The following is a 23,784-nucleotide window of genomic DNA, read 5'->3' as shown; positions in this document are numbered from 1 at the left end:
TCAGGTCACATGAGCCGGATCTGGCTGGCCGTGGACGAGAAGACCGAGGCGCAGGTCGTGGTCAAGCACTGCGCCCTCCCCGACGGCCTGACAGTCGGGCAACGGGAGCTGATGCGGGACTGGGTGCTGCCGGAGGCCGTCGCCGCCTCCCGCGTCGAGCACCCCAACGTGATCCACACCATCGACGTGCTGCCGTCGTGGGACGGGCCGTGGATCGTCATGGAGTACCTTCCGTCCCGCTCGCTGCACCAGGTGATCGACGAGACCGGTCCACTGTCGCCGGTGCGGGTCGCGCGGATCGGCCTCGTGCTGGTGTCGGCGCTGCGGGCGGCCGGGCGGGCCGGAGTGCTGCACCTCGACGTCAAACCGGGCAACGTGCTGATCACCACGGAGGGCCGGGTGGTGCTCACCGACTTCGGGCCCCTCGTCACGCCGAACGGGATCCGTACCCTCGCCGACGCCGGGGTCGTGCTCGGCTCCCCCAAATACATCGCCCCCGAGCGGATCTTCGACCACGCCGCCGACGAGCGCGCCGACCTGTGGTCGCTCGGGGCGACGCTCTACCACGCCGTCGAGGGCCGCCCGCCGTTCCTGCGGCCGACCACCGCCGAGGTGCTGCGCGCCATCGGCGCCGGCCGGCCCGAGCAGCCCCGCCGGGCCGGGCCGCTCGCGCCGGTGCTGGCCGGGCTGTTGCGGCGCGATCCGTCGGACCGGCCGAGCATGACCGGCGCGGAATGGGCGCTGCGTGGCGTCGTCGAGGCGAGCAGGCGACGGTCCCGGTCGGCGACGCGCCGCCGGATCCCGGCCATCCTCGCGGCGGTAGCGGTCACCACGACACTCACCACCGTCGCGGCGACGGCCCAGGGCGAGACCCGCGCCGGTACGGACACCGCCGCCCCCGCCTCGTCCGCCACCGTCACCATCGCCGCGGCCGGCCCCGACCGTCCCGCCGTCATCCTTCCCGCCCCCGACCGGTCCGCCACCGATCCGGCCGGGTCCGCCACCGTCCTGTCCGCCCCCGCCGGGTCCGCCGCCGCACCCGGCCCCGGCGGTACCACCGATGCACCCGGCGCCGCCGGTGACGCCGCCGCACCCGGCCTCGCCGGTGACGACGCCCAGCCCGGCCGAGGTGGGGCAGCCGGCCGGCCCGGCCCCGCCGTTCCACCGGCTCCCGTCGTCCCCCCTGACCCCACGGGGTTCGCGACGGTCCCGGCCGACCGCCGGAACGAGGCTCCGCCGCGCGGACACACCTGGTGGAACGGCCCGGACGGCTACCGGATCGCCGTCCCGCAGGGGTGGCGGCGCCGCGACATCCCCGGCGGGACGGCCTTCCGCGCCGGAGCCGACCGGCTGCAACTCGGCATCACCGCTCTGGCCCAGCCCCCGGCCGACGTGGTCGCCGAGCTGGAGATCGCCGAGTTGGAGACCTACCTGCCCGGATACCGGCGGCTACGCCTCGAAGCGCTTCCGACCCCGTCAGCGGCCGTCTGGGAGTACACGTTCCACGACCGGGACGGCACCGTCATGCGCTCCCTGCGCCGGGTCACGATCAGCGGAGGCCGCGCCTTCGTGCTCGAGTGGCAGTCCACCCGCGAATCCTGGGCCGCCCACCTCCCCGACTTCACCGCCATCCTGGCCTCCTTCACCACCCGCCCCTGACCACAGGCCACCACCGACCGATCACCTCCGCCGAGACCCGATCGCCGCGTACGTGATCATGGTGCCAGGGCTTCCCGGCTGAAAAGCTGTTCCGGCACGGTCGTCATTCCGGTCACTGTTCGGTCATGCTGAGGGGCCGGACGGTCTGTGGGGGGATAGTGCTAGTCGGAATCACCGGGGTCGGGGCCCATCTGCCGGAGCAGGAGGTCACCACGGCGGAGTTGCAGGACCGGATCGGACGGCTTCCCCGCGGCTTGCTCGCCCGGCTCACCGGCATCGAACGGCGGCGGTTCGCGGCCGACGGGGAGTACGCCTCGACGCTCGGCCTGCACGCCGCCCGCGCCGCCCTCGCCTCGGCCGACGTGCGCCCCGAGGACGTGGACCTGCTGCTGTTCGCGTCGGCCAGCCGGGACATGGTCGAACCGGCCACCGCGCACATCCTGCAGGACGAGCTGGGCAGCCGGGCGCACGCGCTCGACGTCACCAACGCGTGCAACAGCTTCGTCAACGGGATCGACCTGGCCCGGTCGATGATCCTGGCCGGGCGGGCCCGGCGGGCGCTGGTGGTGACCGGGGAGACGCCGAGCCGGGTGATGCGGCCCCGGGTGTCGGGGCTGGCCGAGGCGCGGCAGGCGTTCGCCGGGTACACGTTCGGCGACGCGGGGGCGGCCGTGGTCGTCGAGCCGGTCGAGCGGGGCGGGATCATCGACGTCGACACCGTCACCCGTTCCGAGCACTGGACGGCCGGCGGGATCCCGGGTGGCGGGTCACGGCATCCGAGGAGCGAGGAGCACACCTGGTTCACCGGCGACGGGCACCGGCTGCGTGGGGTGTTCGAGACGATCGGGACGGGCATCCTCGACCGGGTCCGGGAGCGCACCGGGATGGAGTACACCGACTACGCCCGGATCCTGGTGCATCAGGTGACGCTGCCGTACCTTGAGCGGTTCATCGAGGTGACCGGCGTGCCGAAGGACCGGCTCGACGTCACCGTCACCTCGTTCGGCAACATGGCCAGCGCCACTCTCGGCGTGCAGCTCAGCCGGACGTACCCGCAGCTGGCGTCCGGGGACCGGGTGTTGTTCATCGGGCTGGGCGGCGGTGTCAGCATGATGACCATGGTGTGGGAACGGTCATGACCGGCCTGTGGGTGATCGTGCCGGCCTACAACGAGGCGGCGCGGATCGGCGCCACCCTGGACGCGCTCGCCGCCCAGACCGACCTCGACTTCACCCTGCTCGTCGTCGACAACGGGTCCACCGACACCACGGTCGCCGCGGTCGAGGCGTTCCGGCGGCGCGCGCCGTTCCCGGTGGAGGTGCTCGTCGAGGCCGAGAAGGGCGTGGGCTGCGCGGTCGACACCGGGTTCCGGAATGCCATCGCGGCGGGGGCGGAGTTGCTGGCGCGTACCGACGCCGACTGCCTGCCCCGGCCCGGCTGGACGGCGGCGGCCCGGGCCGCCCTCACCGGTGGGGCCGGCCTGGCCTGCGGCCGGATCACCGCCCGCCGCGACGAGCACGGTCCGGCCGGGCGGGCGGTGTTCGCGCTGCTCGTGGTGCTGGCGGCGGCGTTCGGGCGGATCCGGCCGGCACACCGGGACAGCGGGTTCCGGGCCCCCTACCGGATGCACGCCGGCAACAACATGGCGATCACCGCGGCGCTCTACGAGGCGTGCGGGGGGATGCCGCGGCAGCCGTCGCCGACCGACCGGCTCTTCCTCAATCGGGTACGCCGGACCACCTCATCGATCGTGCACTGCCGGTCGATGGTGGTGGAGAACTCGACCCGGCGGCTGCGTGCGTACGGGGTGCTGCGGACCGCCCGCTGGTACCTCGACCGTGGCAGTGGCGCCCTGACCCCGGACCCACGATGAGGGGAGCCCCTTGCTCGACGCGCTGAGCACCGGTTCACTGTCCGGCGACACCCCCGCCCTGATCCACGGCCGGCGAACCGTCAGCCGCGACGACCTGGCCGGGCTCCGGGACCGGTATGCGACCGCCCTGCACGCCCGTGGCCTGCGCGCCGGCGACACCCTCGGCCTGGCGATCCGTCCCGGGCCGCGCGCGGTGGCCATGGTGCTCGCGGCGTACCGCCTGGGCGTACGGGTGGCGCTGCTCGACCCGACGGCCGGCCCCGACGTGCTCACCGCCCGGCTGTCGCTGGCCGGGCCCGCGCTGATCGTCGCCGACGCGGCCGCCCAGGCGGTCGCCGGATGGGCCGCCCCGCTGGCCCGCCGGGCGGGTCTGGCGCTGCCCGACTTCACGAGACTCGGGCCCACCGCCACGGTCGGCCGCCGGCTGCCCGGCAACGCGCCCGTCCTGGAGCTCCCCGCCGGTCCGGTGCCGCCCGCCTACGACGGTGACGGCGACGCGGTGATCATCTTCACCTCCGGGACGACCAGCAGCCCCCGCGCGGTCGTGCACACGCGGGCCGGGCTCGACGCCGGGCTGCGGTCGGTGGCCGAGCTGGTCCGCCCGGTCGCCGGGACGCCGGTGCTCGGCGGCACGTTCTTCGTGACGGTGCCGTCGCTGGCCGCCGCGGCGCCGGTCGCCGCCCCGGACCGGCGGCCCGGCGCGCTGGCCCGGCAGATCACCGGGTTGCGCCCGCAGGCCGTCTACCTGACTCCACCCCAGCTGCGGGCGGCGCTCGACGGTGGCGTGCCGTTCGGCGGGCGGGTCTACAGCGGGTCGGCGCCGGTCTCGGCGCACCTGCTCGACCGGGTGCGGGCGGCCGGGGCCGACGAGGCGTGGGGCGTCTACGCGCTGACCGAGGTGTTCCCGGCGGCCGCCGTCGAGTCGCGGGAGAAGCGCGCCTGGACCGGTGACGGCGACCTGGTCGGCGAGCTCCTGCCGGGGGTGCGCGGCCGGATCGGCGACGACGGGCAGCTGCTGCTGGCCGGGGCCGGAGTCTGTGACCGTTACCTCGGCGCCGAGCCGCACGAGTGGGTCGCGACCGGCGACATCGCCACCCTGTCCGGCCGACGCGCGGTTCTCGGCGGGCGCAGCAAGGACATGATCCTGCGGAAGGCCGAGAACATCTACCCCGGCCTGTACGAGCCGTCGCTGCACGTGCCCGGCGTGTCGCTCGCGGTTCTCGTCGGGGTGCCCGCCGGTGACGGTGACGAGCACGTGGTCGCGATCGTCGAGACCGCGCCCGGAGCCAGCCGGACCGCCGTCGAGGCCGCTCTGCGGGGGCCGCTCGACCGGATGGGCTCGGCCCGGCCCGACCGTGTGATGTTCGCCCCGGTGCCCCTGGCGGGGCGCTCCCGCAAACCCGACCGGCACGCTGCGGCATCGCTGGCCTCGGGCATTCCCCACCAGAGGGTACGGCCATGAGCACCCCGGATCCGCTGAGGCGCCCACCCGGTCCCGAGGTGATCGCCGTGGTGGTGCCCGCCTACAACGAGGCCGCCTCGATCGGGGCGACCCTGGCGGCGCTGGCCCGGCAGACCGACTCCGGGTTCCGGCTGATCGTCGTCGACAACGCGTCCACCGACGGCACCGTGGACGTGGTGGGCCGCTTCGCCGGGACGGCGCCGTTCCCCGTGGAGGTGGTGACCGAGACCGAACGCGGGGCCGGCACCGCCGCCGACACCGGGTTCCGGCACGCCATCACGACCGGTGCCCGGTTCCTCGCCCGTACCGATGCCGACTGCCTGCCCGCCTCGGACTGGGTGGCGACTTCCCGGGCGTACCTCGGTGAGGGTTTCGATCTGGTCTGTGGCCGCAGCGTCCCGCGCCACGACGAGCGGCCCACCTGGGCCGAGCGCACCGTCTTCCCCGCCGCCGTCCGGCTGGCCGCGGTGTACGGCCGCTACCGCCGGGCGCATCGGGCGCCGGAATACCGCAGCCCCTACGTCCTCGTCCACGGGCACAACCTGGCCCTCACCGCCGACCTGTACGTGCGTTGCGGCGGCACCGCCAGGGAGGCGCTCGAGGACGGCTCCGAGGACGTCACCCTCCTCAACCGGGCCCGCCGCGTCACCACCCGCATCACCCGCGCCGAGGACCTGGTCGTCGAGTCCAGCCTGCGGCGACTGCGCGCGTGGGGCGCCCGCCGGACCCTCCTCTGGTACTGGGACCGCCGCTACCGCCCGCCGGACCAGGCCCGGGTCCACGTCCGCTGACGCCCCTCGGGAGTCGGCGTCCGCCCCGGCACGGCCGCCCGTCGGTGCCCCGCGCGAATTGACCTCCGCCCCCGGCGCGACCGATGATCGCGTTCGCCGGACGGGACGAGGGCGGGGGCCGACATGTCACAGGCACGGGCGCGCCGCCGGGACCGCCGGGTCTATCTGCGCGGTCATCCGGTGCTGTTCGCGCTTCTGGCAGCCACCCGGTGGCGGGCGACGGCACGTATCGGCGGGACCGTTCTGGCCCACTCGCGCGAGGCGTTCACCGATGCGCTGGTCCGGGTGCCGCTGGACCGCACCGCCGAGGGCACGACCGGCGGCGCGGCGGGCCGGCTGACCGGTGGCGGGCTGCTGTTCGATCAGGAGGGCGACGACCATCGCGGTACGCGGCGCGGGCTGGCCGAGTCACTCGGCGCGGACGGTGTCGCCCGGTTGCGCCCGGTCTGGATGGAGGTGCTGGACCGCCGCCTCGCACCGCTCGCCGACGGTGCTCCGGTCGATCTCGTCGACGTGGCCGCCGAGCTCTCCGGGGCCACCGCCGCCGCCCTCCTCGGGCTCACCGTCGACCCGCTCACGCTGGCGTCCGCGGCCCGCGCCGCCGCCTCTGCCGCCGCCCGCGAACACCTGCCCGGCCTGCCGTCCCCGGCCCGCCGCCGTGCCGCCCGACGCGCCGCCGATCACCTGAACGCCCTGGTCAGCCCCGCCCTCGACCGGCCCTCCGACGGTCCTTTCCACGGAGCGTCCGACCGGGTTCCGGGCCGGGTCCCCGACGGCCTTGCCGCGATGCTCGCGGTCGCCGCGATCAACACGACGGTCGCGGGGCTGCCGCGAGCAGCGGCCTGGTGCGCCGACGCCGACCTCTGGGGGTACGCCGAAACGGCTCCCGAAGCTCTGGCCGACGAGCTCCTGCGCGTCACCGCGCCGACACCGCTGCTCCCCCGGGTGGCCGCGGCGGCGGGAACCGTGGCCGGCCGGCCGGTCCGCCGCGGTGACCGTCTGATCCTGATCGCCCGCCACGCGGTCGGCGCCCACGACCGTGACCCGTCCCCGTCCGACCCGGCCCCGCCGCAGGTGACGCAGCTGGTCTTCGGCGCCGGCCCGCACGCGTGCCCCGGCGCCCGCCTGGCCCGCCGGCAGCTGACCGACGCCCTGGTGGCACTGGCCGCGTACCGCCCGGTGGTCCTCTCGGCACGGGCCGACCGCCGCAGCGCCCTGCCCGGCTGGGCCACCCTCACCGTCGCCGCGACCCGCTGACCGGCGGCACGCGTCGTTCGGGCGTGCGGGAGCCGCCGTCCGGGGGTGAGAGGATCCGGGCATGGGGTCGGGGCTGGTCGCGGTCACCGGCGGCAGTGGGTTCTGCGGGGGTGTGGTGGCCCGGGCCGCCGCTGTCGCCGGAGCCACGGTCGTCTGTCTGGGGAGGCGGCCCGGGCCCGTCGGGGAGCATCGGTACTGGGACGCCGCTCGTACCACGCCGGATCTCGCCGGGGCCGACGTCGTGCTGCACCTCGCGGCGGCCGTCGGTGACCCGCCGCCCGGCCGCGCGTCGGAGGCCGCCTTCCGCGCGGTGAACGTGGACGGGACCGCCCGCCTGCTGGAGGCCGCCGGGGACCGGCCGGTCGTGTGGGTGAGCAGCGCGAGCGTGTACGCGCCCGCCGGTCCGGAACCGATCAGCGAGGACCATCCGCTGGGCGGCATGACCGCCTACGGCCGGACCAAAGCGGCCGGGGAACGGCTGGCGCTCGACGCGGGGGCGGTGGTGTTACGGCCGCGGGCCGTCTACGGGGCCGGTGACCCGCATCTGCTGCCCCGGCTGCGGCGCGTGGTGCGGGGTGGGCGGGCGTGGCTTCCCGGGCCGGACGTGGCACTCAGCCTGACCGCGGTGGAGAACCTGGCCGACGCCTGCCTGGCCGCGACGGGCTGGCCCGCGGGGGTCTACAACATCGCCGATGCGGTCGCCTACCAGCGCGACGCGGTGGTGGGCGCGGTGTGCGGCGTGCCGGTGGCACATCTGCCGATCTCTCTGGTTCGCGCGGCCGCCGCGGTGATCACCCGGACGGCCCGGATCACTCGACGGCCACCGCTGCTCTCCCGGTACGCCGTGGAGCAGCTCACCAGTCCGGTCACTCTCGACATCGGCCGGGCCCGGGCGCAGGGCTGGACGCCGCGCCGGTCGTTCGCCGATTTCGTCGAGACGCTGCCCGCGATCCGCTGAGGTCCGGCCGGGGGTGACGGGCGGAAGCCGACCGGCTCCGGCATCGATCCCTGTCCGGGCGACGCGGTCGGCGGGTCGCAGTGCCGACCACCGGGCCGTCCGTCTGCACGGGCGGCCCGGTGGGGTGGGTCTCAGCGGCGGGTGGATCAGTCCCGGGTGGGCCGTCGCCTGGTCAGGACCAGCGAGATCAGACCGGCGAGGACGAGGCCGCCGCCGGCGAATCCGAGAACGGTCACATCGGCGCCGGTGAGGGCGAGGCCGCCTCCGCCCGTACCGTCGGAGGGGATCGCGGAATCGGGGACCGGGACCGGACCGTCGTCGTCGGTGGAGCCGGAGGGCAGGCCCGAGTCCGGGTCCGAGGCCGACGGCGAGGGAGAGCCGGCGCCGCTGTCGGCGTCGGTGTCACCACCGCTGTCGGTGGGGTCGTCGTCGTAGCCGGGAACACCACCGGGCGCGGATCCGCCCGGGTAGGGGCGGCCGGGGTACGGGCTGGGCCGCGATCCCGGACGGCCCGGGGCCTCGCCGGCGGGCGCACCGGCCGTGACCGACAGCTGGCCGAGAACGACGTCGAGCACGTGCTTAATGCCGAGTTTGACCTCGACGCGCACGGTGCCGGCGGAGGCGCCGACCGTGCGCCCGCGGTGGGAGTCCTCGACCCCGCCGAGGGAGACGCGGACCTCGAGCCCGGTCGGCGGGCCCTGCGCGACGCCGCTGAGCAGGCTCAGGGAGACGGAACCGCCGGCGTCCTTGAGCACGTGGACCGGCTTGCCGGCGGTGGAGACGCGGAGCACGGCCGGCCGGTAGGAGACCTCGTTGTCCCGGGGATGAGCGCCGGCGACGACTTCGAGGGTCGGCTGGTCGACGACCTTGATCGCGATCTCCTGCGGGGTGCCGGCGAAGAGGCTCAGGTCACCGAGGGTGGCGCCGGCTCCGGCCCGTACGCCGACCCGCCCGTTGCGAAGCTCGATCAGGTCGGTGGCGCTCTGGGTGGAGCCGGTCGGCCCGATCTTGAGCAGGCTCGTCGGGCGGCCGTTGGCGTTGACGGCGCCGTCCAGGAAGGACAGCCCGCTGAGCATGGTCGCCGCCCTGGTCAGCGGACCGGTCTTGCCGCAGCGGTAGGCGTCGTCCCAGCTGGCGTGGGCGGTCGACCGGCCGGCGGCGACGGTGGCGAGCCCAGCGGCCCGGAAGGGGACGAGGCTCTTCTCGTCGGGGCCGCGGGGGCCGGGCGCGGTGTGGCGGGCGCCGGCGCCGCCGCCCGGGAGTCCGAGGATGCGGGAGTCGGCGTGCCGGCCGGAGGCGATGCTGCGGTGCGGCCGGCCGACGCTGTCGACGGTGCCCTCGGCGCTGGCGAGGCGTACGTCGGTCAGGGCGGGCATGCCGCGGGCGAGCGGTCCCGGATCCAGGACGGTGATCTTCGCGAGGTCGGCCCGGGAGCGCGCGGTGAAGTCCCCGGCGCAGTCCCGGGGCGTCGTCGCGGCGACGGGCGCGGCGGGAACGGCCAGCGCGGCGGCCACCAGTGCGTGCAGAGCGATCGGCATGAGGTCCCTTCCGGAAGGGGCGGGTTGTCCGATCTCTCATCGCCTTGCGCAGTTTGCTAGGTACGGACCTTTAGCACGTCTTTCACAATGAGCATCTATGCCCAAAACCGACAGTTCGCCTTTTAACCGTCTATCTCAACGATCGGTACGGTCCTCCAGATAGCTGGCCCCGCCGGTCGATTCCTCGGTCAACGGCCTGGCACCACCCTCGGGCGGCCCGGCCGCAGACTGCCCACCTGCTGCCAGCTGCGGGAACTTCGCGTCGAAGGCCGGCCGCTCGGAGCGGATCCGGGGCATCCGGTCGAAGTTGCGCAGCGGCGGCGGACTGGAGGTGGCCCACTCCAGCGAGTTGCCGTGCCCCCACGGGTCGTCGGCGGTGACCACCGTGCCGACCCGGTACGACTTCCACACGTTGTAGAGGAACGGCAGCGTGGCCGCCCCCAGCACGAACGAGCCGATCGTCGAGATCATGTTCAGGGTGGTGAAGCCGTCACCGGGCAGGTAGTCGGCGTACCGCCGGGGCATGCCCTCGTTCCCGACCCAGTGCTGTACCAGGAACGTGGTGTGGAAGCCGATGAAGGTCAGCCAGAAGTGCACCTTCCCCAGCCGCTCGTCGAGCATCCGGCCGAACATCTTCGGGAACCAGAAATAGATCCCGGAGAACACCGCGAAGACGATCGTGCCGAAGAGCACGTAGTGGAAGTGGGCGACCACGAAGTAGCTGTCGTGCACGTGGAAGTCGACCGGCGGCGACGCCAGCAGCACCCCGGTCAGGCCGCCCAGCAGGAACGTCACCATGAACCCGACGGCGAACAGCATCGGCGTCTCGAGAGTGATCTGACCGCGCCACATCGTCCCGATCCACACGAAGAACTTCATCCCGGTCGGAATCGCGATCAGATAGCTGAGCAGGCTGAAGAACGGCAGCAGCACCTGGCCGGTGGCGAACATGTGGTGCGCCCACACGCTCATCGACAGCATGGTGATCAGGACCGTGGCCGCGACCAGCGTCTTGTACCCGAAGACCGGCTTGCGGCTGAACACCGGCACCACCTCGGTGATGATCCCGAAGAACGGCAGCGCGATGATGTAGACCTCGGGATGGCCGAAGAACCAGAACAGGTGCTGCCACAGCATCGGCCCGCCGGTCTCCACGTTGAAGACCTGCGCGCCGAGCACCCGGTCGGCGGCCAAGGCGAAGAGCGCCGCCGCCAGGAACGGGAAGACCAGCACCACCAGCACGCTGGTGAGCAGGATGTTCCACGTCATGATCGGCATCCGGAACATGGTCATCCCGGGCGCCCGCAGGCACAGGATGGTGGTGATCATGTTGACGGCGCCGAGGATCGTGCCGACGCCGGAGAGCGCCAGCCCGACCACCCACATGTTCCCGCCGTACCCCGGTGAGTGCTGCCACGTGCTCAGCGGCGTGTACGCCGTCCAGCCGAAGTCGGCCGCCCCACCCGGGATCAGGAACCCGCCGAACGCGATCAGGCCACCGAAGAAGTACAGCCAGTACGCGAACGAGTTGAGCCGTGGGAACGCCACGTCCGGCGCGCCGATCTGGATCGGCACCACGTAGTTGGCGAACGCGAACACGATCGGCGTCGCGAAGAACAGCAGCATGATCGTGCCGTGCATGGTGAACAACTGGTTGTACTGCTCGGGCGAGAGCAGCTGCATGCCCGGGCGGCCCAGCTCGGCCCGCATCAGCAGCGCCATCGCGCCACCGAGCACGAACCACACGAACGCCGTGACCAGATACATGATCCCGATCTGCTTCGCGTCGGTGGTACGCAGCGTCCGGGCCAGCCACGAGCCTCTGACCTGGGGCCGCAGCGGCCACGGCCGGGACTGCACGGGGCGAGGGGAAACAGCGGTCATCGAAAGTCCTCCCTGGACTGTTCGTACTCCGCGGCGACCATCAGCACAACCCGGCTCGAGGGTGCGGCCCGTCGGGGACCCCATCCGATCCGCCCGGCAGCCATCGGCCCGGCGTTCCCTCATCCGGTACGGGTAAACGGGTCCCGTCGAACTCCGGCGCCCGCCGGCGTCCCGGCCGTCAGCGGTCCAGCTCCGGTCGGTACGGCTCGATACGCGGGAGCGGGTAGCCCAGTACGCCGAAATAGACCACACAGAATGTGGCGAACAGCAGGAAGCTGATCGTGCCCAGCAGGATCCCCACCCGGGCCTGCCTCGGCCGCCGCCCGTCCGCGCCGGTCGGGCTCAGGAACCCGAGGATGATCGCCAGCAGTCCGGCCAGCGGCCCGGGGGCGGGCAGGAAACTCAACAGGCCCGCGACGAGCGAGCTCCAGGCCAGGGTTCGTGTCTCATTCATGCAGGTCACGCTACGGATCCGGACAGCCGGGCGAATCGCCGTCGAGAGCGGATTGCGGCGTGGTCCCTACGAGCTAGGCGGGTGACTATCCGGCCGGGGACACGATGCCCTGCTCGTACGCGTGGATGACCGCCTGAACCCGGTCGCGCAGCCCGAGTTTGGCCAGGATGCTGCCGACGTGCGTCTTGACCGTGTGCTCGCTGACAGTGAGGTCGGCGGCGATCTCGGCGTTGCTGCGGCCCCGGGCCAGCAGAGTGAGAACCTCCAGCTCACGGCCGGTCAGCGGGGTGCTCAATGGGCGGCGCGGCTCCCGCGGAGCCACCCGTAAGAACTCGGCCAGCAGATGCCGGGTGGCCCGCGGGGTGAGCAGCGCGTTGCCGTCGGCCACCACCCGGATCGCGGTGATCAGCTCGGCCCGCGGCGTGTCCTTGACGAGGAACCCGGACGCCCCCGCCCGCAACGAGTCCAGCACGTTCTCGTCCATGTCGAAGGTGGTCAGGATGATCACCCGGGCGTCCGGGGCGGCGGCCACCACCTCGGCGGTCGCACGGATCCCGTCGGTGCCGGGCATCCGCAGATCCATCAGCACCACGTCGGCCCCGGTGTCCCGGACCAGCGCGGCCGCGCCCGTCCCGTCGGCGAGCTCCCCGACCACCTCGATCCCCGGCTGGGACCCGAGGATGAGGCGCAACCCGACCCGGATCAGCTCCTCGTCGTCGACCAGCACGACCCGGATCGTCATCGGCCGTACCGCTCCGGCAGTCGGAGGGTGACCTGCCACCTGCCGCCGGCCGGCCCGTGCTCGACCGTGCCGCCGACGGCGGCCGCGCGCTCCCGCATGTTCCGCAGCCCCTGCCCCTCACCGACCGGCCTGTCCACGTCCCGATGATTGCTGACGATGATCCGCGGCCCGTCGCCGCCCTCGGTCATCTCCACCGTGACCGCTTCACCGGGCGCGTGCTTGAGCGCGTTGGTCAGCGCCTCCTGAACGATCCGGTAAGCGGCCAGCCCCGCCGCCCCGGTGACCGGCTCCGCGAGCCCGTCCCGCAGCTCAGCGGTGGCGCCCGCCTGCCGCACGGCCGCCACCAGCCCGCCGATGTCCTCGCTCCCGGGCGGCGCCGGCGCGGGAGATCTCAGCGGGCCGAGGGTGGCTCGCAGGTCGGCCATGGTGCGGCGGCCGGTGGCGGCGATCAGGTCGAGGGTGGCGGGATCCACGTGACCGGCCTCGGCACGAGCGGCAGCGCCTTCGGCCAGCACCACCATGACCGCGACCGAATGTCCCAACACGTCATGCATGTCACGCGCGATCCGATGACGCTCCTCGGCGGCAGCTCGTTCGGACTCGGCGGTGGCCCGTTCGGACTCGGCATGACGTAGGGCTCGCTCGGCGGCCATCCGTTCCTCGAACTGTCCCATCTCACGGCGGCGGGCGGCGGTCAGGGTGCCGGCCAGCCAGGCGACGACGGCGGCGAGGGCGAGGTCGAGCCACTCGTAGGGCTCGTACTCGGCAGGGCGCAGCATCAGCACAGCCGGGGCAGCGAGCAGGGCGAGCACCACAAAGGCATACGAGTGGGCGCGCCGGCCGTAGGCGGCGATCGCATGCAGAGCGATCAACGGGCCGACCGGGACCAGCGGGCTGGGCCACCCGGCCAGCCCGAAGATCACCGCACTGGGTGCGATCAGCAGGTTGGCGAGCAGCGGGTTCTGCCTGCGCAGCACCAGCGGCAGAGTGTTCCCGGCCAGCACGATGAAGGCCCAGCCCGGGGTGGCGTCAGCGGTCAACGGCAGCAGACTGATCGCGAACGCCAGGGCCGCGATCCCACCATCGACCGCGAGTTCTCCCCGCCGAGCGGTCACCCCCGGCTCGAACTGCCGCGTCACCATCCGCCGCAGCCGATCCACCTGCGGCTCCACCCCTGGATAGGGCGCACCCCGCCCTGGCGAGCTCTCCTCTTCCACCGAAGCGGCCTTCGCCTCCACGCCGGTCCTCCTCCCACACGACCTCAACCGATTGCCGCCACCCGAGCCCCGCCGAAACCGCCTGCACACGACCTCAACCGCCCGCCGCCACCCCGACACTCGCCGAAACCGCCTGCACACGACCTCAACCGCCCGCCGCCACCCCGACACTCGCCGAAACCGCCTGCACACGACCTCAACCCATTGCCGCCGCCCGGAGAACAGCTGATCGGATGATCCCCCGGCGGCGAAGCCGGAAGCTCACCCCAGGACGACCGGAGCCGGTGGGCAGCCCGACTGGCCGGTCCGCCGCGGCCGTAACGCCGACGGCACCGCCGGAACAGGGTCAGGGCTGCGGGGAAGAGCCGGCGTCCGACCAGTCGGGTGGGTCGGCGGGATGCAGCTGGGGATCGTCGACGAAGAAGGTCCGCACCCGGCCGACGGGAGTCAGCGGGCCCTCGAAGCGGACCGTGACACGGCCGATCCCGCTGCCCTGAACCCATCCTGGACCGTGCTCGTCATGCCGAATGTCCTGGCCGGAGCGCCACACCGGAACCGAAGCCGGCGGAACAGCCGGTGCCCCCGACGGCGACGCCACCGGAACGGATCCACCAACCGATCCGGCGCCCGGCATCAGCCCCGGAGCGACGAATCCCGCGCCGGAAGACCCCGGGACGGCCGACCCGGCGGCGGCGAGCGGCCCGGGAGGAGCGGACGCCGCACTGGACGACAGGGTCGGCGTAGCGGCGACGGCAGTCAGTGGGGGCGGCGTGGTGGCGACGGCGGGTCCCGCGGCGGGAGGGGGCGGGAGGTCCTCGGGGAAGTCGAAGGCCGGCGGGTCCTCGCCGGCGGCGGAGAAGAGGTCGTCCTGGGCGAAGTCGTACAGGGCGGAGACGCCGACGCCGAGCAGGCGGATGCCGCCCGCGGTCGGGACGTCGCGCAGCAGACGGCGGGCCAGCTGGGCGATCAGGATGCCGTCGTCGGTGGGCTGGTCGCGGGTGACGGCGCGGGTGACCGTGGTGAAGTCGGGATGGCGGACCTTGATGTTGACGGTGCGACCGGTCAGCCCGCTGCGGCGGAGGCGGCCGGCGACGCGGGCGGCGAGCAGGTCGAGCTCGTGGCCGAGGCGGGCCGGGTCTCGGACGTCGATGTCGAAGGTCTCCTCGGCGGAGACGGACTTGGCCTCGCGGGAGCTGACCACCGGGCGGGGGTCGTCGGCCCGGGCCAGCCGGAACAGGCCGTGGCCGTGGGCCGTGCCGAACCAGTCGACCAGATCCTCCAGGGCGGCGGCGGCCAGGTCGCCGACCGTGCGGATGCCGGAGCGGTGCAGGCGCTGCTCGGTGGCCGGGCCGACCCCGCCGAGGCGGCGCACCGGAAGCGGGTGCAGCACCAGCAGCTCGTCGCCGGGTGGGACGATCGTGAGGCCGTCGGGTTTGTGCAGGTCGGAGCCGATCTTGGCGAGGAGCTTGCTGGAGGCGGCGCCGATCGAGCCGGTGACCCCACCCGTCGCGGCGGCGATCTCCGCCTTCAGCCGGTGGGCGAGCGCGGTCACCGCGGGGAGGCTCAGGTCGTTGCCGGTGGGGGCGAGATCGATATACGCCTCGTCGATGCTGACCTGCTCGACCAACGGCGACACCCCGGCCAGCAACTCCATGACGACCGCGCTGGTCCGCTGATACGCCGGGAACCGTGGCGACAGGAACGCCGTGTTCAGCGGGCAGCGCCGGCGGGCCTGGGCCATCGGCATCGCCGAGTGGGCGCCGAAGGCCCGCGCCTCATATGACGCCGTGGACACCACACCACGCCCGGCCACGCCGCCGACGATCACCGGCTTGCCCCGCAGCGACGGCTTGTCGCGCTGCTCGACGGCGGCGAACATCGCGTCGAGGTCGACGTGCAGAATGCTCGCTTCCCTCCTCACCCCCGCAGCCTATGCGCGGGGTACGACAATTCCGCCGCCCGCCGGGACGGCCGACGGCGGCCGCGCCGGGGGCGGCGCAGCGCCTCCGGCGACGGCGGGCCGTGAGCGTGGTCGCGGTGGGGGGCACGGGGCTCCTCTCCGGTGAGAACGGTCGCGGGCGGATGGTGGCGGAGAGTAGATGCGCGCGCGTGGGAGCGATAACAAGAACTCGGTGTACGGCTTTGGGAGCGGCTTTACAGGTCTCCGAAGGCTGTGCCACGATACGGCTCGATCACAAGTAAGCGGACATTCTCGCAGCTAGTGGCCACGCCCGCCAACAGAAGCACGCATGATCTTCGATATCTGCCGGTCGGCGTGCCATTTCGACGAAGGAAGCGGGACGGTGACGGAGAGTCAGATCGCGGTGGCGGCGGGCGTATCGGACCTGGTCCGTGCCGCTCAGCGTGGGAGCGTTCCCGCCCGCGATCAGCTGTTCACCGGCCACCTGTCGCTGATCTACAACGTCATCGGCCGCGCGCTGCACGGGCACCCGGACGTCGACGATCTCGTGCAGGACACCATGCTCCAGGCGATCAACGCGCTGGGCGCGCTGCGCGACCCGGAGCGGTTCCGGTCGTGGCTGGTGGCGATCGCGTACCGGCGGGTTCAGATGCACATGCGTACCCGCAAGATGACCCTGATGCGCCACCTCCCGGAACCGGTGGACGTGCCCGACCCGGTCGGCGACTTCGCCGAGCGGACGACCGCCGAGCTGGTCGTCGCCGATCAGCGGCGGGAGCTGGCCGAGGCCGCCCGCTGGCTGGAGGAGGGCGACCGGGAGCTGCTCGGGCTCTGGTGGCAGGAGGCACGCGGCGATCTGACCCGGGCCGAGCTGGCCGCCGCGCTGGACGTGAAGCCGAAGCACGCCGCGGTCCGGGTGCAGCGGATGAAGGCGCAGCTGGAGCTCTCCCGCGGGGTGGTCCGCGCGCTGCGGGCGAAGCCGATCTGCCCGGAGCTGTCGAGCACGATCCGGTTCTGGGACGGGACCGTGGACTCGGTGTGGCGCAAACGGCTGGCCCGGCACGTGCGGGACTGCCCGAAGTGCCACTTCCACCAGGCCGGGATGGTGTCGCCGGAGCGGCTGCTGCTCGGAGTTGCCGCACTGCCGGTGCCGGTGGCGCTGTGGGCGGGTGTCCAGGCCGCGTTCCAGGCCGGGGCGACCGCTCCCCCGCTGGTCACGACGGCCTCACTGGTCGCCCACGTGACCCAGCACAAGACCCTGGTGGCGGCGGTGACGGCGGCGACCGTCGCGGCGGGCGGCGGGCTGACGCTCGCGGTGGTCAACGAGCCGGAGTCCCCGCGGGCGATCGCACCGCCGCCGGCCGTCACGGCGGCCCCACCGGCGCGGCCGACAGCGGCCACGCCCACGCCGTCCGCCGGTGCCGCCGGCGAAGCGCCGGTGACCCGGGAGGCCGCCAGGCCGGACATCTTCGTGGCGCCGAACGGCTCCGACGACAGCGACGGCAGCGAGGCCCGGCCGTACGCGTCGGTGGCCAAGGCGATCGCGGTGGTGGAACCGGGCCAGACGATCGCGCTGCGCGCCGGCACCTACCGCCCGGCTGGTCCGATCTCGATCACCACGAGCGGCACCGCGGAGAAACAGATCACCATCAGTGGGTACGGCTCCGAGCGCGCGATCATCGATGCCTCGGCGATCCCGGCCGGCCAGTGGGCGATCACGCAGCGGGCGTCGTACTGGACCGTGCGGGATCTCGAGGTGACCGGCGCCCGCAACGCCACCTGGACCTGCCTGTCCTGCACGAACAACACGTTCGAGCGGCTGACCGTGCACGACAACGCGGGGGTCGGGCTGATGCTGCGCGACGGCGGAACCGCGGCCAACCGGGTGCTGGACAGCGACTTCTACGCCAACCGGGGCTCGGGGTTGTCGGTGCAGTTCGGCGACGGCGACGGCAACGTGGTGCGCGGCAACCGGGCGTGGGCCAACAGCCTCGACGGCGTCGACCTGGGCTCGTTCCGCAGTCGCGTCGCCGTCGAGTACAACTGGTCGTTCCGCAACGGCACGAACGGCTTCGCGCTCGGCGGCGGCGAGGCGGTGGCCGCGGCCCACTCGGTGCGGCACAACGCCGCCTGGGGCAACGGCGGGCACGGCTTCGTCGACGAGGGCAACACGGCGGCGATCGAGCTGGGCAACAACACGGCGTTCGAGAACGGCGGGCTCGGCTTCGCGATGACCACGGCCCCGGCGGTGCTGCGCAACAACGCGGCGGTCGGCAACGCCCGCGGCGAGCAGTCGCTGTCGGCCGGCGCCGAGCCGAGCAACAACAGCTGGCAGGTGGAGCGGTTCGCCTTCGTCTCGGAGGACCCGACGGTGGCCGAGGGCGCCCGGACGGCCACGCGGAAGCTCCCCGGCACCGACTACCTGTCCACCGGCAACGGCATCGGGGCGTCGATGTCCGGCCGGTGAGGGCGCCACCCGCCAGACGAAGACCGGTGCGGGCGCCACCCGCCGGCGAACGCCGGTGAAAGCGCCACCCGCCGGCGAAGACCGGTGAAGGCCGGTGAAAGCGCGGCCCGGCCGGTAATACGGATGCATGCCGATCAGTGGGAACGCCACACTGACCGGCATGCACTCCGCGATCACGGTGACCCCCGCCCAGCTGCCCGACCTGCTTCTGCACGTCGCGGTGGCCCGGCCGGTGTTCCTGTGGGGCGCCCCGGGCATCGGCAAGAGCTCGCTGGTCCGTGACTTCGCGGCCTCGCTCGGCCTGGAGTGCGTGACGCTGGTCGGCACGCAGCTGGCCGCCGAGGACCTGATCGGGGTGCCGGAGCTGCGGGACGGGCGCAGCCGGTTCGCGCCGCCGGAGTCGATCGCGCGCGACGAGCCGTACTGCCTGTTCCTGGACGAGCTGAACTCGTCGAGCCCGGACGTGCAGAAGGCGTTCTACTCGCTGATCCTGGACCGCCGGATCGGCGCCTACGAGCTGCCGGCCGGGTCGATCGTGATCGGCGCCGGCAACCGCACCAGCGACAACGCGCTCGCCCGCCCGATGGCGTCGGCGCTGGTCAACCGCTTGATCCACGTGCACCTGCGGGCGTCCTGGGCGGACTGGTCGGCCTGGGCGCGGGAGGCCGGCATCCACCACTGGGTGACCGGCTACCTGACCGAGCGACCGGATCATCTGTGGTCGGCGCCGCCCAAGGTGGAGGAGGCGTTCTCCACCCCGCGCAGCTGGCACATGCTCTCCGACGCGCTGCGCTCCTACGGCGACGACATCGGTGAGGAGATGTTGGGCCTGCTGGCGGCGGGCACGCTCAGCCCGGCGCACGCCACCGCCTTCGGCGGCTACGTCAAGATCGTCCGGCATCGGTACGGGCTGGACGCGATCGTCCGTGGCGACGCCGGCTGGCCGTCCCGCCCCGACGACCGGGACCTGCTCTACTTCCTGGCCGAGGCGTTCCGGGCCCGCCTGCTCAAGGATCTGCCGGCCGGCAAGACGCACGCCTCGGCGAGCCTGCGCCAGTTCGCGCACCGGGCCAAGGCGATGCTCGTCGAGCTCTCCGAGCTGTCCCTGGAGTGCGGCCGCCTGGTGATCGCCCCGGACGCCGAGGGCAACCCGGTGCTGCCCGCCTGGTTCCTCGTCGAGGTCAGCCGTGACCTGCCGCGCCTGGTCGCGGCCCGGGCCTGAGGCGGCCCGATGGCGCGTAAGCCGAAGCGCGCGGCCGAGGCCGACCCGAACACGCTCGCCTTCCAGCAGGCGTGGGGCGAGCTTGCCGGGCACCCACTGTTCGGAGCGATGACCGAATTCGATTACCCGCGCCCGCACGTGACCGTGGAGATCGTCAACGCGCCGCTGCCGGCTCCGGGCCGGGTGTCGGTCAGCGGCTCGATCGTGGTGAGCCGGGCCCGCCGCCTGGACCCCGACGAGTGGCGCTGGGTGCTCGCGCACTGCCTGCTCCATCTGGGCTTCGACCACCTCACGGCCCGGGCCGAGGGCGAGGACGACGCCGCCTTCCGGGCCGCGGCCTGCCTCGCGGTCGCCCGGTTCCAGCGGGCGGTCAAGCTCGGTCGTGAGCCGGATCCGCTGCCCGATCTGCTGCCCACGGCGGAGGAGGACGACCTGGCGGCCCGGTGGCGCCGGCAGGGTGTGCCGCCGGAGCTGGCCGCCGCACCCGACCTCGACCTGACCCCGGTCCGGTACCGGCCGGGCCACGAGCCGCGCTGGCCCGAGCGGTTCGCGCTGGGGCTGTCCGCGGCCGCGGTGGCCGGTGTCGAGGTGGCCGGCGGAGCCCGTACGGCGATGACCGGCGGCGCCACCAGACGCGAGCCGTGGGACCTGGCGATGAGCTGGTTCCTCGGCTCGTACCCACTGCTCGGCGGGGTGGCGGCCGGGTTCACGCTGGTCGCCGACGGGCCGCTGGCGCGCTCCTGGGACATCTCGATCGCGGCGGTGTCGGCGGAGGCGGGCGAGATCTACGTGAACCCGTGGCGGACGCTGAGCGAGGACGAGTGGCGGTTCGTGCTGGCCCACGAGCTGCTGCACGTGGCGCTGCGGCACGCCGACCGGTGTGGTGGCCGGGACCCGTACCTGTGGAACGTGGCCTGCGACTACGTGATCAACGGCTGGCTGGTGGAGATGGGTGTCGGGGTGCTGCCGGACGGCACCCTGCACGATCCCGCGTTCGCCGGCGCGTCGGCCGAGCAGGTGTACGACCGGATCTCCGGTGACCTGCGCCGGATGCGGAAGCTGGCGACGCTGCGCGGGCAGGGCGTCGGCGACATGCTGGGCGAGCCGCTGCCGTGGGCCGGGCGGCGGGGCGGCGGGGCGGCGGCGTGGACCTCGACGAGTACTGCCGCCGGGCGCTGCTGACCGGTCTCGCCTATCACCAGAGCAGTGGGCGGGGTCTGCTGCCGGCCGGGCTCGTGGCCGAGATCCGGGTGCTGGAGCAGCCGCCCGTGCCGTGGGACGTACGGCTGGCCCGCTGGTTCGAGGAGCACGTGCCGATGGTGGAGCCGGTCCGGACGTACGCCCGGCCGTCGCGCCGTCAGGCCGGCACCCCGGACATCCCGCGACCGGGCCGGCACCGCCCGGAGGAGGCGGTCCGGCGCAGCACGTTCGGTGTGGTGGTGGACACGTCCGGATCGATGGGCACGGTGCTGATGGGCAAGGCGCTCGGCGCGATCGCCTCCTACGCGACCGCCCGGGACGTGCCGGCCGCGCGGGTGGTGTTCTGCGACGCGGCCGCCTACGACGCCGGATACCTGCGGGTGGACGACATCGCCGGGCGGGTCCGGGTGCGCGGCCGCGGCGGGACCACCCTGCAGCCCGCGATCGACCTGCTGGAACGCGCCGACGACTTCCCGACGGCCGGGCCGATCCTGGTGATCACCGACGGCGACTGCGACGTGCTGAGGATCCGGCGCCCCCACGCGTACCTCGTGCCGCGCGGCGCCCGCCTGCCGTTCACCCCGCGCGGCCCGGTGTTCAGCGTGCGCTGAGCCGTTCCGCGGGGCCGGGCCCTTTGCCGGGCCCTCAAGCGGCTCCGAAGCGTGCGCCGAGGTCCGCCGGGACGCTCCAGCCGGGGAACGGCTCGTCCGCGGGGTCGCGTTCCGGGCCGCCCGCGGCGGTGGCGCGCAGCAGCAGCGACGTGCCGTCGGCGCCGACGATCCGCAGGCCGCGGGGCACCTTCCCGCGTTGCCCGGTGGGCCCGAGGTCGGGCAGCGCGACCAGTCGCCACGAGCGCAACTGCGGCGGGCGGGCGGCGTCCAGCAGCAGCACGGCCAGCGCCAGGGCGCGGTCCGGACGGTTTCCGCGGGGTGGCGGCAGGCGGTCCGGCGCCGGCAGGTCGGTCTCCTGCGGCCAGATCGCGCCCCAGAGGTACGCGAGAGCGCCGTTGACGTACCGGATCCGCAGTCCCGCCGGGACGGCCCGCCCGGTGCCGCGTCCGCGCCGAAGCGCTCCACCGCCTGGATCTCCGGGTGCCCGCAGTCGCGCAGAAGCTCGTCGATCACGTCGAGGACCTGGGTGAGGTGCAACGGCGGGGCTCCGATCGTCCGGCGGTGTCGCCGAGTCAACCGGCTTTCGGCGCGGGCCGACCGCCCACCGTGTGCGTCGCGGGGTAGGTTTCGGTCATGGACCGCGTACGTGCCGCGCTGTACCTGGACTTCGACAATGTGTTCAGTGCGCTGATCAGGCAGGACCCCGATGTCGCCGTGCAGTTCGCCGAGGAGCCGGGCAACTGGCTGTCCCGGCTGGCCACCTCGCTGACGGTGGAGGGGCCCCGGCGCTGGTTGATCCTGCGGTGCTACATGAATCCGGGTGGCTGGGTGCCGCACCCCGATCCGGCCTCCGGCCTGCAGCGGCTCTACTACTCGCGGTTCCGGCCGTTCTTCGTGAACGCGGGTTTCGAGGTGATCGACTGCCCCCGGCTGACGCACACGAAGAACGCCGCCGACATCCGGATGGTGGTCGACGCGGTGGACGCGCTGGCCGACCAGGTGACGTATGAGGAGTTCGTGATCGCGTCCGGCGACTCGGACATGACGCCGCTGCTGGTGCGGTTGCGCCGGTCGGACCGGCGGACCACGATCGTGTCCCCGGCCGACGCGGCGCTGGCGTTCACGTCGGTCGCCGACCGGCTGATCACCAGCCAGGAGCTGCTCGAGCTGGTGCAGGGCGAGCCAGTGGAGAGCGAGGAGGACGTCCCGGTCGTGGTGCCGGGCGAGCCCGAGTCGGAGGCGTCCTACGAGCAGTTCCGTGACCTGGTGACGTGGCGTTTCACCGCCGCGCCGGGCCCGCTCAACCTGGCCTCGCTCGCCCATGACCTACGGCGGCAGCTGGGCACCGGGGTCGACTCGACGAACTGGTTCGGCTTCGGCGGGTTCGTCCGCGCGCTGGAGAGCCTGCGGCTGCCGCAGGCCAAGTTCTCCAACCACTTCGTCTGGGACGACAGCCGGCACGGCCCGCCCGAGACGACCGGCACGGCCGGGCCGGCGCCCGACTCGGTGACGCGGCTGAGCGCTCCGCTCGGCCTGCCGCGGCTGCCGAGGGAGATGTGGCCGCCGGTCTACCGGGCGCTCGCCGACTACGCCTCGTCGCACCACTTCAACCTGACCGAGGCCACCCGCTGGGCCCGTGACCTGCTGGCCGAGCAGGGGGTGGACGTGAGCCGGTCGGCGATCGCGTTCGTCACCCGGGGCACCGCGTTCGGCGGGGCGCCGCTCTACCGGCAGCCGGCGCCGGACGCCGAGGAGATCGCCACGGCGTTCGCCGACAACGTGCTGAACCGCGCGGACGCCGCCGCGATCGCCCTGACCGACGAGGAGTGCGCCGAGGTCCGCTCGTGGCTGGGCGCCCCCGACCCGAAGGCCTAACCGGCGAAGAGGCGGCGGGCGGCCGACTCCCAGGCGGTGACCAGGTCGACGGTCTCCGGCTCGCGCAGCCATTGGATCTGCAGGCCGTCCATCATGGCGACGACCTGGGCGGCCAGATCGCGCGGATCGTCCACGACTCCCTCGGCCAGCGCGGCGAACTCGTCCAGGGTGCGCCGCTGGCGTGTCTTGAAGTAGGCGTGCGCCGGGTGGCCGGGTGCCAGCGACTCGGCCTCCAGCACCGCGAACAGCCGGACGATCTCCGGCTGCTCGGCGTTGCGCCGCACCACGGCGTCGCACACCTCCGCCAGGGTGATCCGGCCGTCGGCCCAGAGCTGGTGCACGGGCCGGCCCAGCTTCCCGGCGAGGGAGCGGGCGTCCTGCTCGTCCCGGTACTCCAGGACCGCGACGAGCAGGCTGTCCTTGGAGCCGACGTGGTGCAGCATGCCGGGCACGGTCAGCCCGCAACCGTCGGCGACGTCCTGCATGGACAGGCCCCAGAAGCCGCGCTCGGCGATCAGTTTCGTGGTCATCTCGAGGATCTGCCGTCGGCGCTCGGCAGCGGGTAACCGGGCACGGTCGCGGCGGATTCCAGGGGTGGTCTGCACAGCTCTTTCCTACCAGCAGGCCCTTGCCACACCGCTTCTGACCTGGCT

General features: G+C 73.5%; 20 protein-coding genes. 12 read left to right on the top strand and 8 right to left on the bottom strand.

Features of this window, described 5'->3' with window-relative positions; translation table 11 throughout:
• The first annotated feature begins 9 nt into the window (after positions 1–9).
• The 7 genes from ACQPZW_RS09480 (at position 10) to ACQPZW_RS09450 (ending at position 8,000) form a co-directional block, all read left to right on the top strand.
• Positions 10–1,659 (top strand): serine/threonine-protein kinase, encoded by a 1,650-nt coding sequence (locus ACQPZW_RS09480; RefSeq protein WP_433794444.1) that lies wholly within the window; start codon positions 10–12, stop codon positions 1,657–1,659.
• 158 nt (positions 1,660–1,817) lie between these two features.
• Positions 1,818–2,798 carry a 3-oxoacyl-ACP synthase III family protein gene (locus ACQPZW_RS09475; protein ID WP_433794443.1) on the top strand — a complete coding sequence of 327 codons (981 nt, stop codon included), beginning with the start codon at positions 1,818–1,820 and terminating at the stop codon, positions 2,796–2,798.
• Positions 2,795–3,532: a glycosyltransferase family A protein gene (locus ACQPZW_RS09470; protein WP_433794442.1), complete on the top strand. Its 738-nt coding sequence runs from the start codon at positions 2,795–2,797 to the stop codon at positions 3,530–3,532. Before ACQPZW_RS09475 ends, ACQPZW_RS09470 begins: the two co-directional genes overlap by 4 nt.
• Before the next feature lie 10 nt (positions 3,533–3,542).
• Positions 3,543–4,994 (top strand): AMP-binding protein, encoded by a 1,452-nt coding sequence (locus ACQPZW_RS09465; protein WP_433794441.1) that lies wholly within the window; start codon positions 3,543–3,545, stop codon positions 4,992–4,994.
• A complete protein-coding gene (locus ACQPZW_RS09460; RefSeq protein ID WP_433794440.1) occupies positions 4,991–5,785 on the top strand; it encodes a glycosyltransferase family 2 protein in 795 nt (264 codons plus the stop codon). Before ACQPZW_RS09465 ends, ACQPZW_RS09460 begins: the two co-directional genes overlap by 4 nt.
• A gap of 123 nt (positions 5,786–5,908) precedes the next feature.
• On the top strand, positions 5,909–7,042 hold the full coding sequence (locus ACQPZW_RS09455) for a cytochrome P450 (RefSeq protein WP_433794439.1): 1,134 nt from the start codon (positions 5,909–5,911) through the stop codon (positions 7,040–7,042).
• 61 nt (positions 7,043–7,103) lie between these two features.
• Entirely contained in the window at positions 7,104–8,000 is an 897-nt protein-coding gene (locus tag ACQPZW_RS09450) for an NAD-dependent epimerase/dehydratase family protein (RefSeq protein ID WP_433794438.1), read from the top strand.
• A 146-nt stretch (positions 8,001–8,146) separates the two neighbouring features.
• On the opposite strand, the gene ACQPZW_RS09445 is transcribed toward ACQPZW_RS09450, so the two are convergent.
• The 6 genes from ACQPZW_RS09445 to ACQPZW_RS09420 form a co-directional block, all read right to left on the bottom strand.
• The gene (locus ACQPZW_RS09445; protein WP_433794437.1) at positions 8,147–9,538 is read right to left on the bottom strand and encodes a hypothetical protein; all 1,392 of its coding nucleotides are present in this window, start codon (positions 9,536–9,538) and stop codon (positions 8,147–8,149) included.
• 135 nt (positions 9,539–9,673) lie between these two features.
• Positions 9,674–11,422, bottom strand: a complete 1,749-nt coding sequence (ctaD, locus tag ACQPZW_RS09440) for an aa3-type cytochrome oxidase subunit I (protein WP_433794436.1) — start codon at positions 11,420–11,422, stop codon at positions 9,674–9,676.
• A 178-nt stretch (positions 11,423–11,600) separates the two neighbouring features.
• Positions 11,601–11,876, bottom strand: coding sequence for a hypothetical protein (locus tag ACQPZW_RS09435; RefSeq protein ID WP_433794435.1), 276 nt, complete (start codon positions 11,874–11,876; stop codon positions 11,601–11,603).
• An 85-nt stretch (positions 11,877–11,961) separates the two neighbouring features.
• Positions 11,962–12,618, bottom strand: coding sequence for a response regulator (locus ACQPZW_RS09430; RefSeq protein WP_433794434.1), 657 nt, complete (start codon positions 12,616–12,618; stop codon positions 11,962–11,964).
• Positions 12,615–13,778: a sensor histidine kinase gene (locus ACQPZW_RS09425; protein ID WP_433794433.1), complete on the bottom strand. Its 1,164-nt coding sequence runs from the start codon at positions 13,776–13,778 to the stop codon at positions 12,615–12,617. Before ACQPZW_RS09425 ends, ACQPZW_RS09430 begins: the two co-directional genes overlap by 4 nt.
• Positions 13,779–14,181: 403 nt before the next feature.
• Complete coding sequence (locus tag ACQPZW_RS09420; RefSeq protein ID WP_433794432.1) at positions 14,182–15,756, bottom strand: DNA polymerase IV; 1,575 nt, start codon at positions 15,754–15,756, stop codon at positions 14,182–14,184.
• A 382-nt stretch (positions 15,757–16,138) separates the two neighbouring features.
• On the opposite strand from ACQPZW_RS09420, the gene ACQPZW_RS09415 reads away from it, so the two are divergent.
• The 4 genes from ACQPZW_RS09415 (at position 16,139) to ACQPZW_RS09400 (ending at position 21,256) form a co-directional block, all read left to right on the top strand.
• Complete coding sequence (locus ACQPZW_RS09415) at positions 16,139–18,223, top strand: sigma-70 family RNA polymerase sigma factor (RefSeq protein ID WP_433794431.1); 2,085 nt, start codon at positions 16,139–16,141, stop codon at positions 18,221–18,223.
• Between the two features lie 178 nt (positions 18,224–18,401).
• Positions 18,402–19,445 carry an ATP-binding protein gene (locus ACQPZW_RS09410; protein WP_433797491.1) on the top strand — a complete coding sequence of 348 codons (1,044 nt, stop codon included), beginning with the start codon at positions 18,402–18,404 and terminating at the stop codon, positions 19,443–19,445.
• Positions 19,446–19,454: 9 nt separating this feature from the next.
• Complete coding sequence (locus ACQPZW_RS09405; RefSeq protein WP_433794430.1) at positions 19,455–20,627, top strand: DUF2201 family putative metallopeptidase; 1,173 nt, start codon at positions 19,455–19,457, stop codon at positions 20,625–20,627.
• Positions 20,591–21,256, top strand: a complete 666-nt coding sequence (locus ACQPZW_RS09400) for a hypothetical protein (RefSeq protein WP_433794429.1) — start codon at positions 20,591–20,593, stop codon at positions 21,254–21,256. The genes ACQPZW_RS09405 and ACQPZW_RS09400 overlap by 37 nt, the downstream gene beginning before the upstream one ends.
• A gap of 34 nt (positions 21,257–21,290) precedes the next feature.
• Here the strand turns inward: ACQPZW_RS09400 and ACQPZW_RS09395 are convergent, their stop codons facing one another.
• Positions 21,291–21,536 (bottom strand): hypothetical protein, encoded by a 246-nt coding sequence (locus ACQPZW_RS09395; protein WP_433794428.1) that lies wholly within the window; start codon positions 21,534–21,536, stop codon positions 21,291–21,293.
• A gap of 353 nt (positions 21,537–21,889) precedes the next feature.
• On the opposite strand from ACQPZW_RS09395, the gene ACQPZW_RS09390 reads away from it, so the two are divergent.
• On the top strand, positions 21,890–23,131 hold the full coding sequence (locus tag ACQPZW_RS09390) for an NYN domain-containing protein (RefSeq protein ID WP_433794427.1): 1,242 nt from the start codon (positions 21,890–21,892) through the stop codon (positions 23,129–23,131).
• On the opposite strand, the gene ACQPZW_RS09385 is transcribed toward ACQPZW_RS09390, so the two are convergent.
• Entirely contained in the window at positions 23,128–23,661 is a 534-nt protein-coding gene (locus ACQPZW_RS09385; RefSeq protein ID WP_433794426.1) for a TetR/AcrR family transcriptional regulator, read from the bottom strand. The genes ACQPZW_RS09390 and ACQPZW_RS09385 overlap by 4 nt on opposite strands.
• Positions 23,662–23,784: the final 123 nt, after the last annotated feature.

The organism is Actinoplanes sp. CA-252034 (assembly GCF_050956125.1).
Classification (GTDB): Bacteria; Actinomycetota; Actinomycetes; order Mycobacteriales; family Micromonosporaceae; genus Actinoplanes.
This window is presented reverse-complemented; position numbering and strand designations above follow the sequence as displayed.

Bases quoted from the DNA above. Each gene is read 5' to 3' on its own strand.
- ctaD (WP_433794436.1), bottom strand. From the start codon at position 11,422: ATGACCGCTGTTTCCCCTCGCCCCGTGCAGTCCCGGCCGTGGCCGCTG.
- ACQPZW_RS09450 (WP_433794438.1), top strand. From the start codon at position 7,104: ATGGGGTCGGGGCTGGTCGCGGTCACCGGCGGCAGTGGGTTCTGCGGG.
- ACQPZW_RS09430 (WP_433794434.1), bottom strand. From the start codon at position 12,618: ATGACGATCCGGGTCGTGCTGGTCGACGACGAGGAGCTGATCCGGGTC.
- ACQPZW_RS09460 (WP_433794440.1), top strand. From the start codon at position 4,991: ATGAGCACCCCGGATCCGCTGAGGCGCCCACCCGGTCCCGAGGTGATC.
- ACQPZW_RS09480 (WP_433794444.1), top strand. From the start codon at position 10: ATGAGCCGGATCTGGCTGGCCGTGGACGAGAAGACCGAGGCGCAGGTC.
- ACQPZW_RS09390 (WP_433794427.1), top strand. From the start codon at position 21,890: ATGGACCGCGTACGTGCCGCGCTGTACCTGGACTTCGACAATGTGTTC.
- ACQPZW_RS09435 (WP_433794435.1), bottom strand. From the start codon at position 11,876: ATGAATGAGACACGAACCCTGGCCTGGAGCTCGCTCGTCGCGGGCCTG.
- ACQPZW_RS09405 (WP_433794430.1), top strand. From the start codon at position 19,455: ATGGCGCGTAAGCCGAAGCGCGCGGCCGAGGCCGACCCGAACACGCTC.
- ACQPZW_RS09445 (WP_433794437.1), bottom strand. From the start codon at position 9,538: ATGCCGATCGCTCTGCACGCACTGGTGGCCGCCGCGCTGGCCGTTCCC.
- ACQPZW_RS09470 (WP_433794442.1), top strand. From the start codon at position 2,795: ATGACCGGCCTGTGGGTGATCGTGCCGGCCTACAACGAGGCGGCGCGG.
- ACQPZW_RS09385 (WP_433794426.1), bottom strand. From the start codon at position 23,661: ATGACCACGAAACTGATCGCCGAGCGCGGCTTCTGGGGCCTGTCCATG.
- ACQPZW_RS09455 (WP_433794439.1), top strand. From the start codon at position 5,909: ATGTCACAGGCACGGGCGCGCCGCCGGGACCGCCGGGTCTATCTGCGC.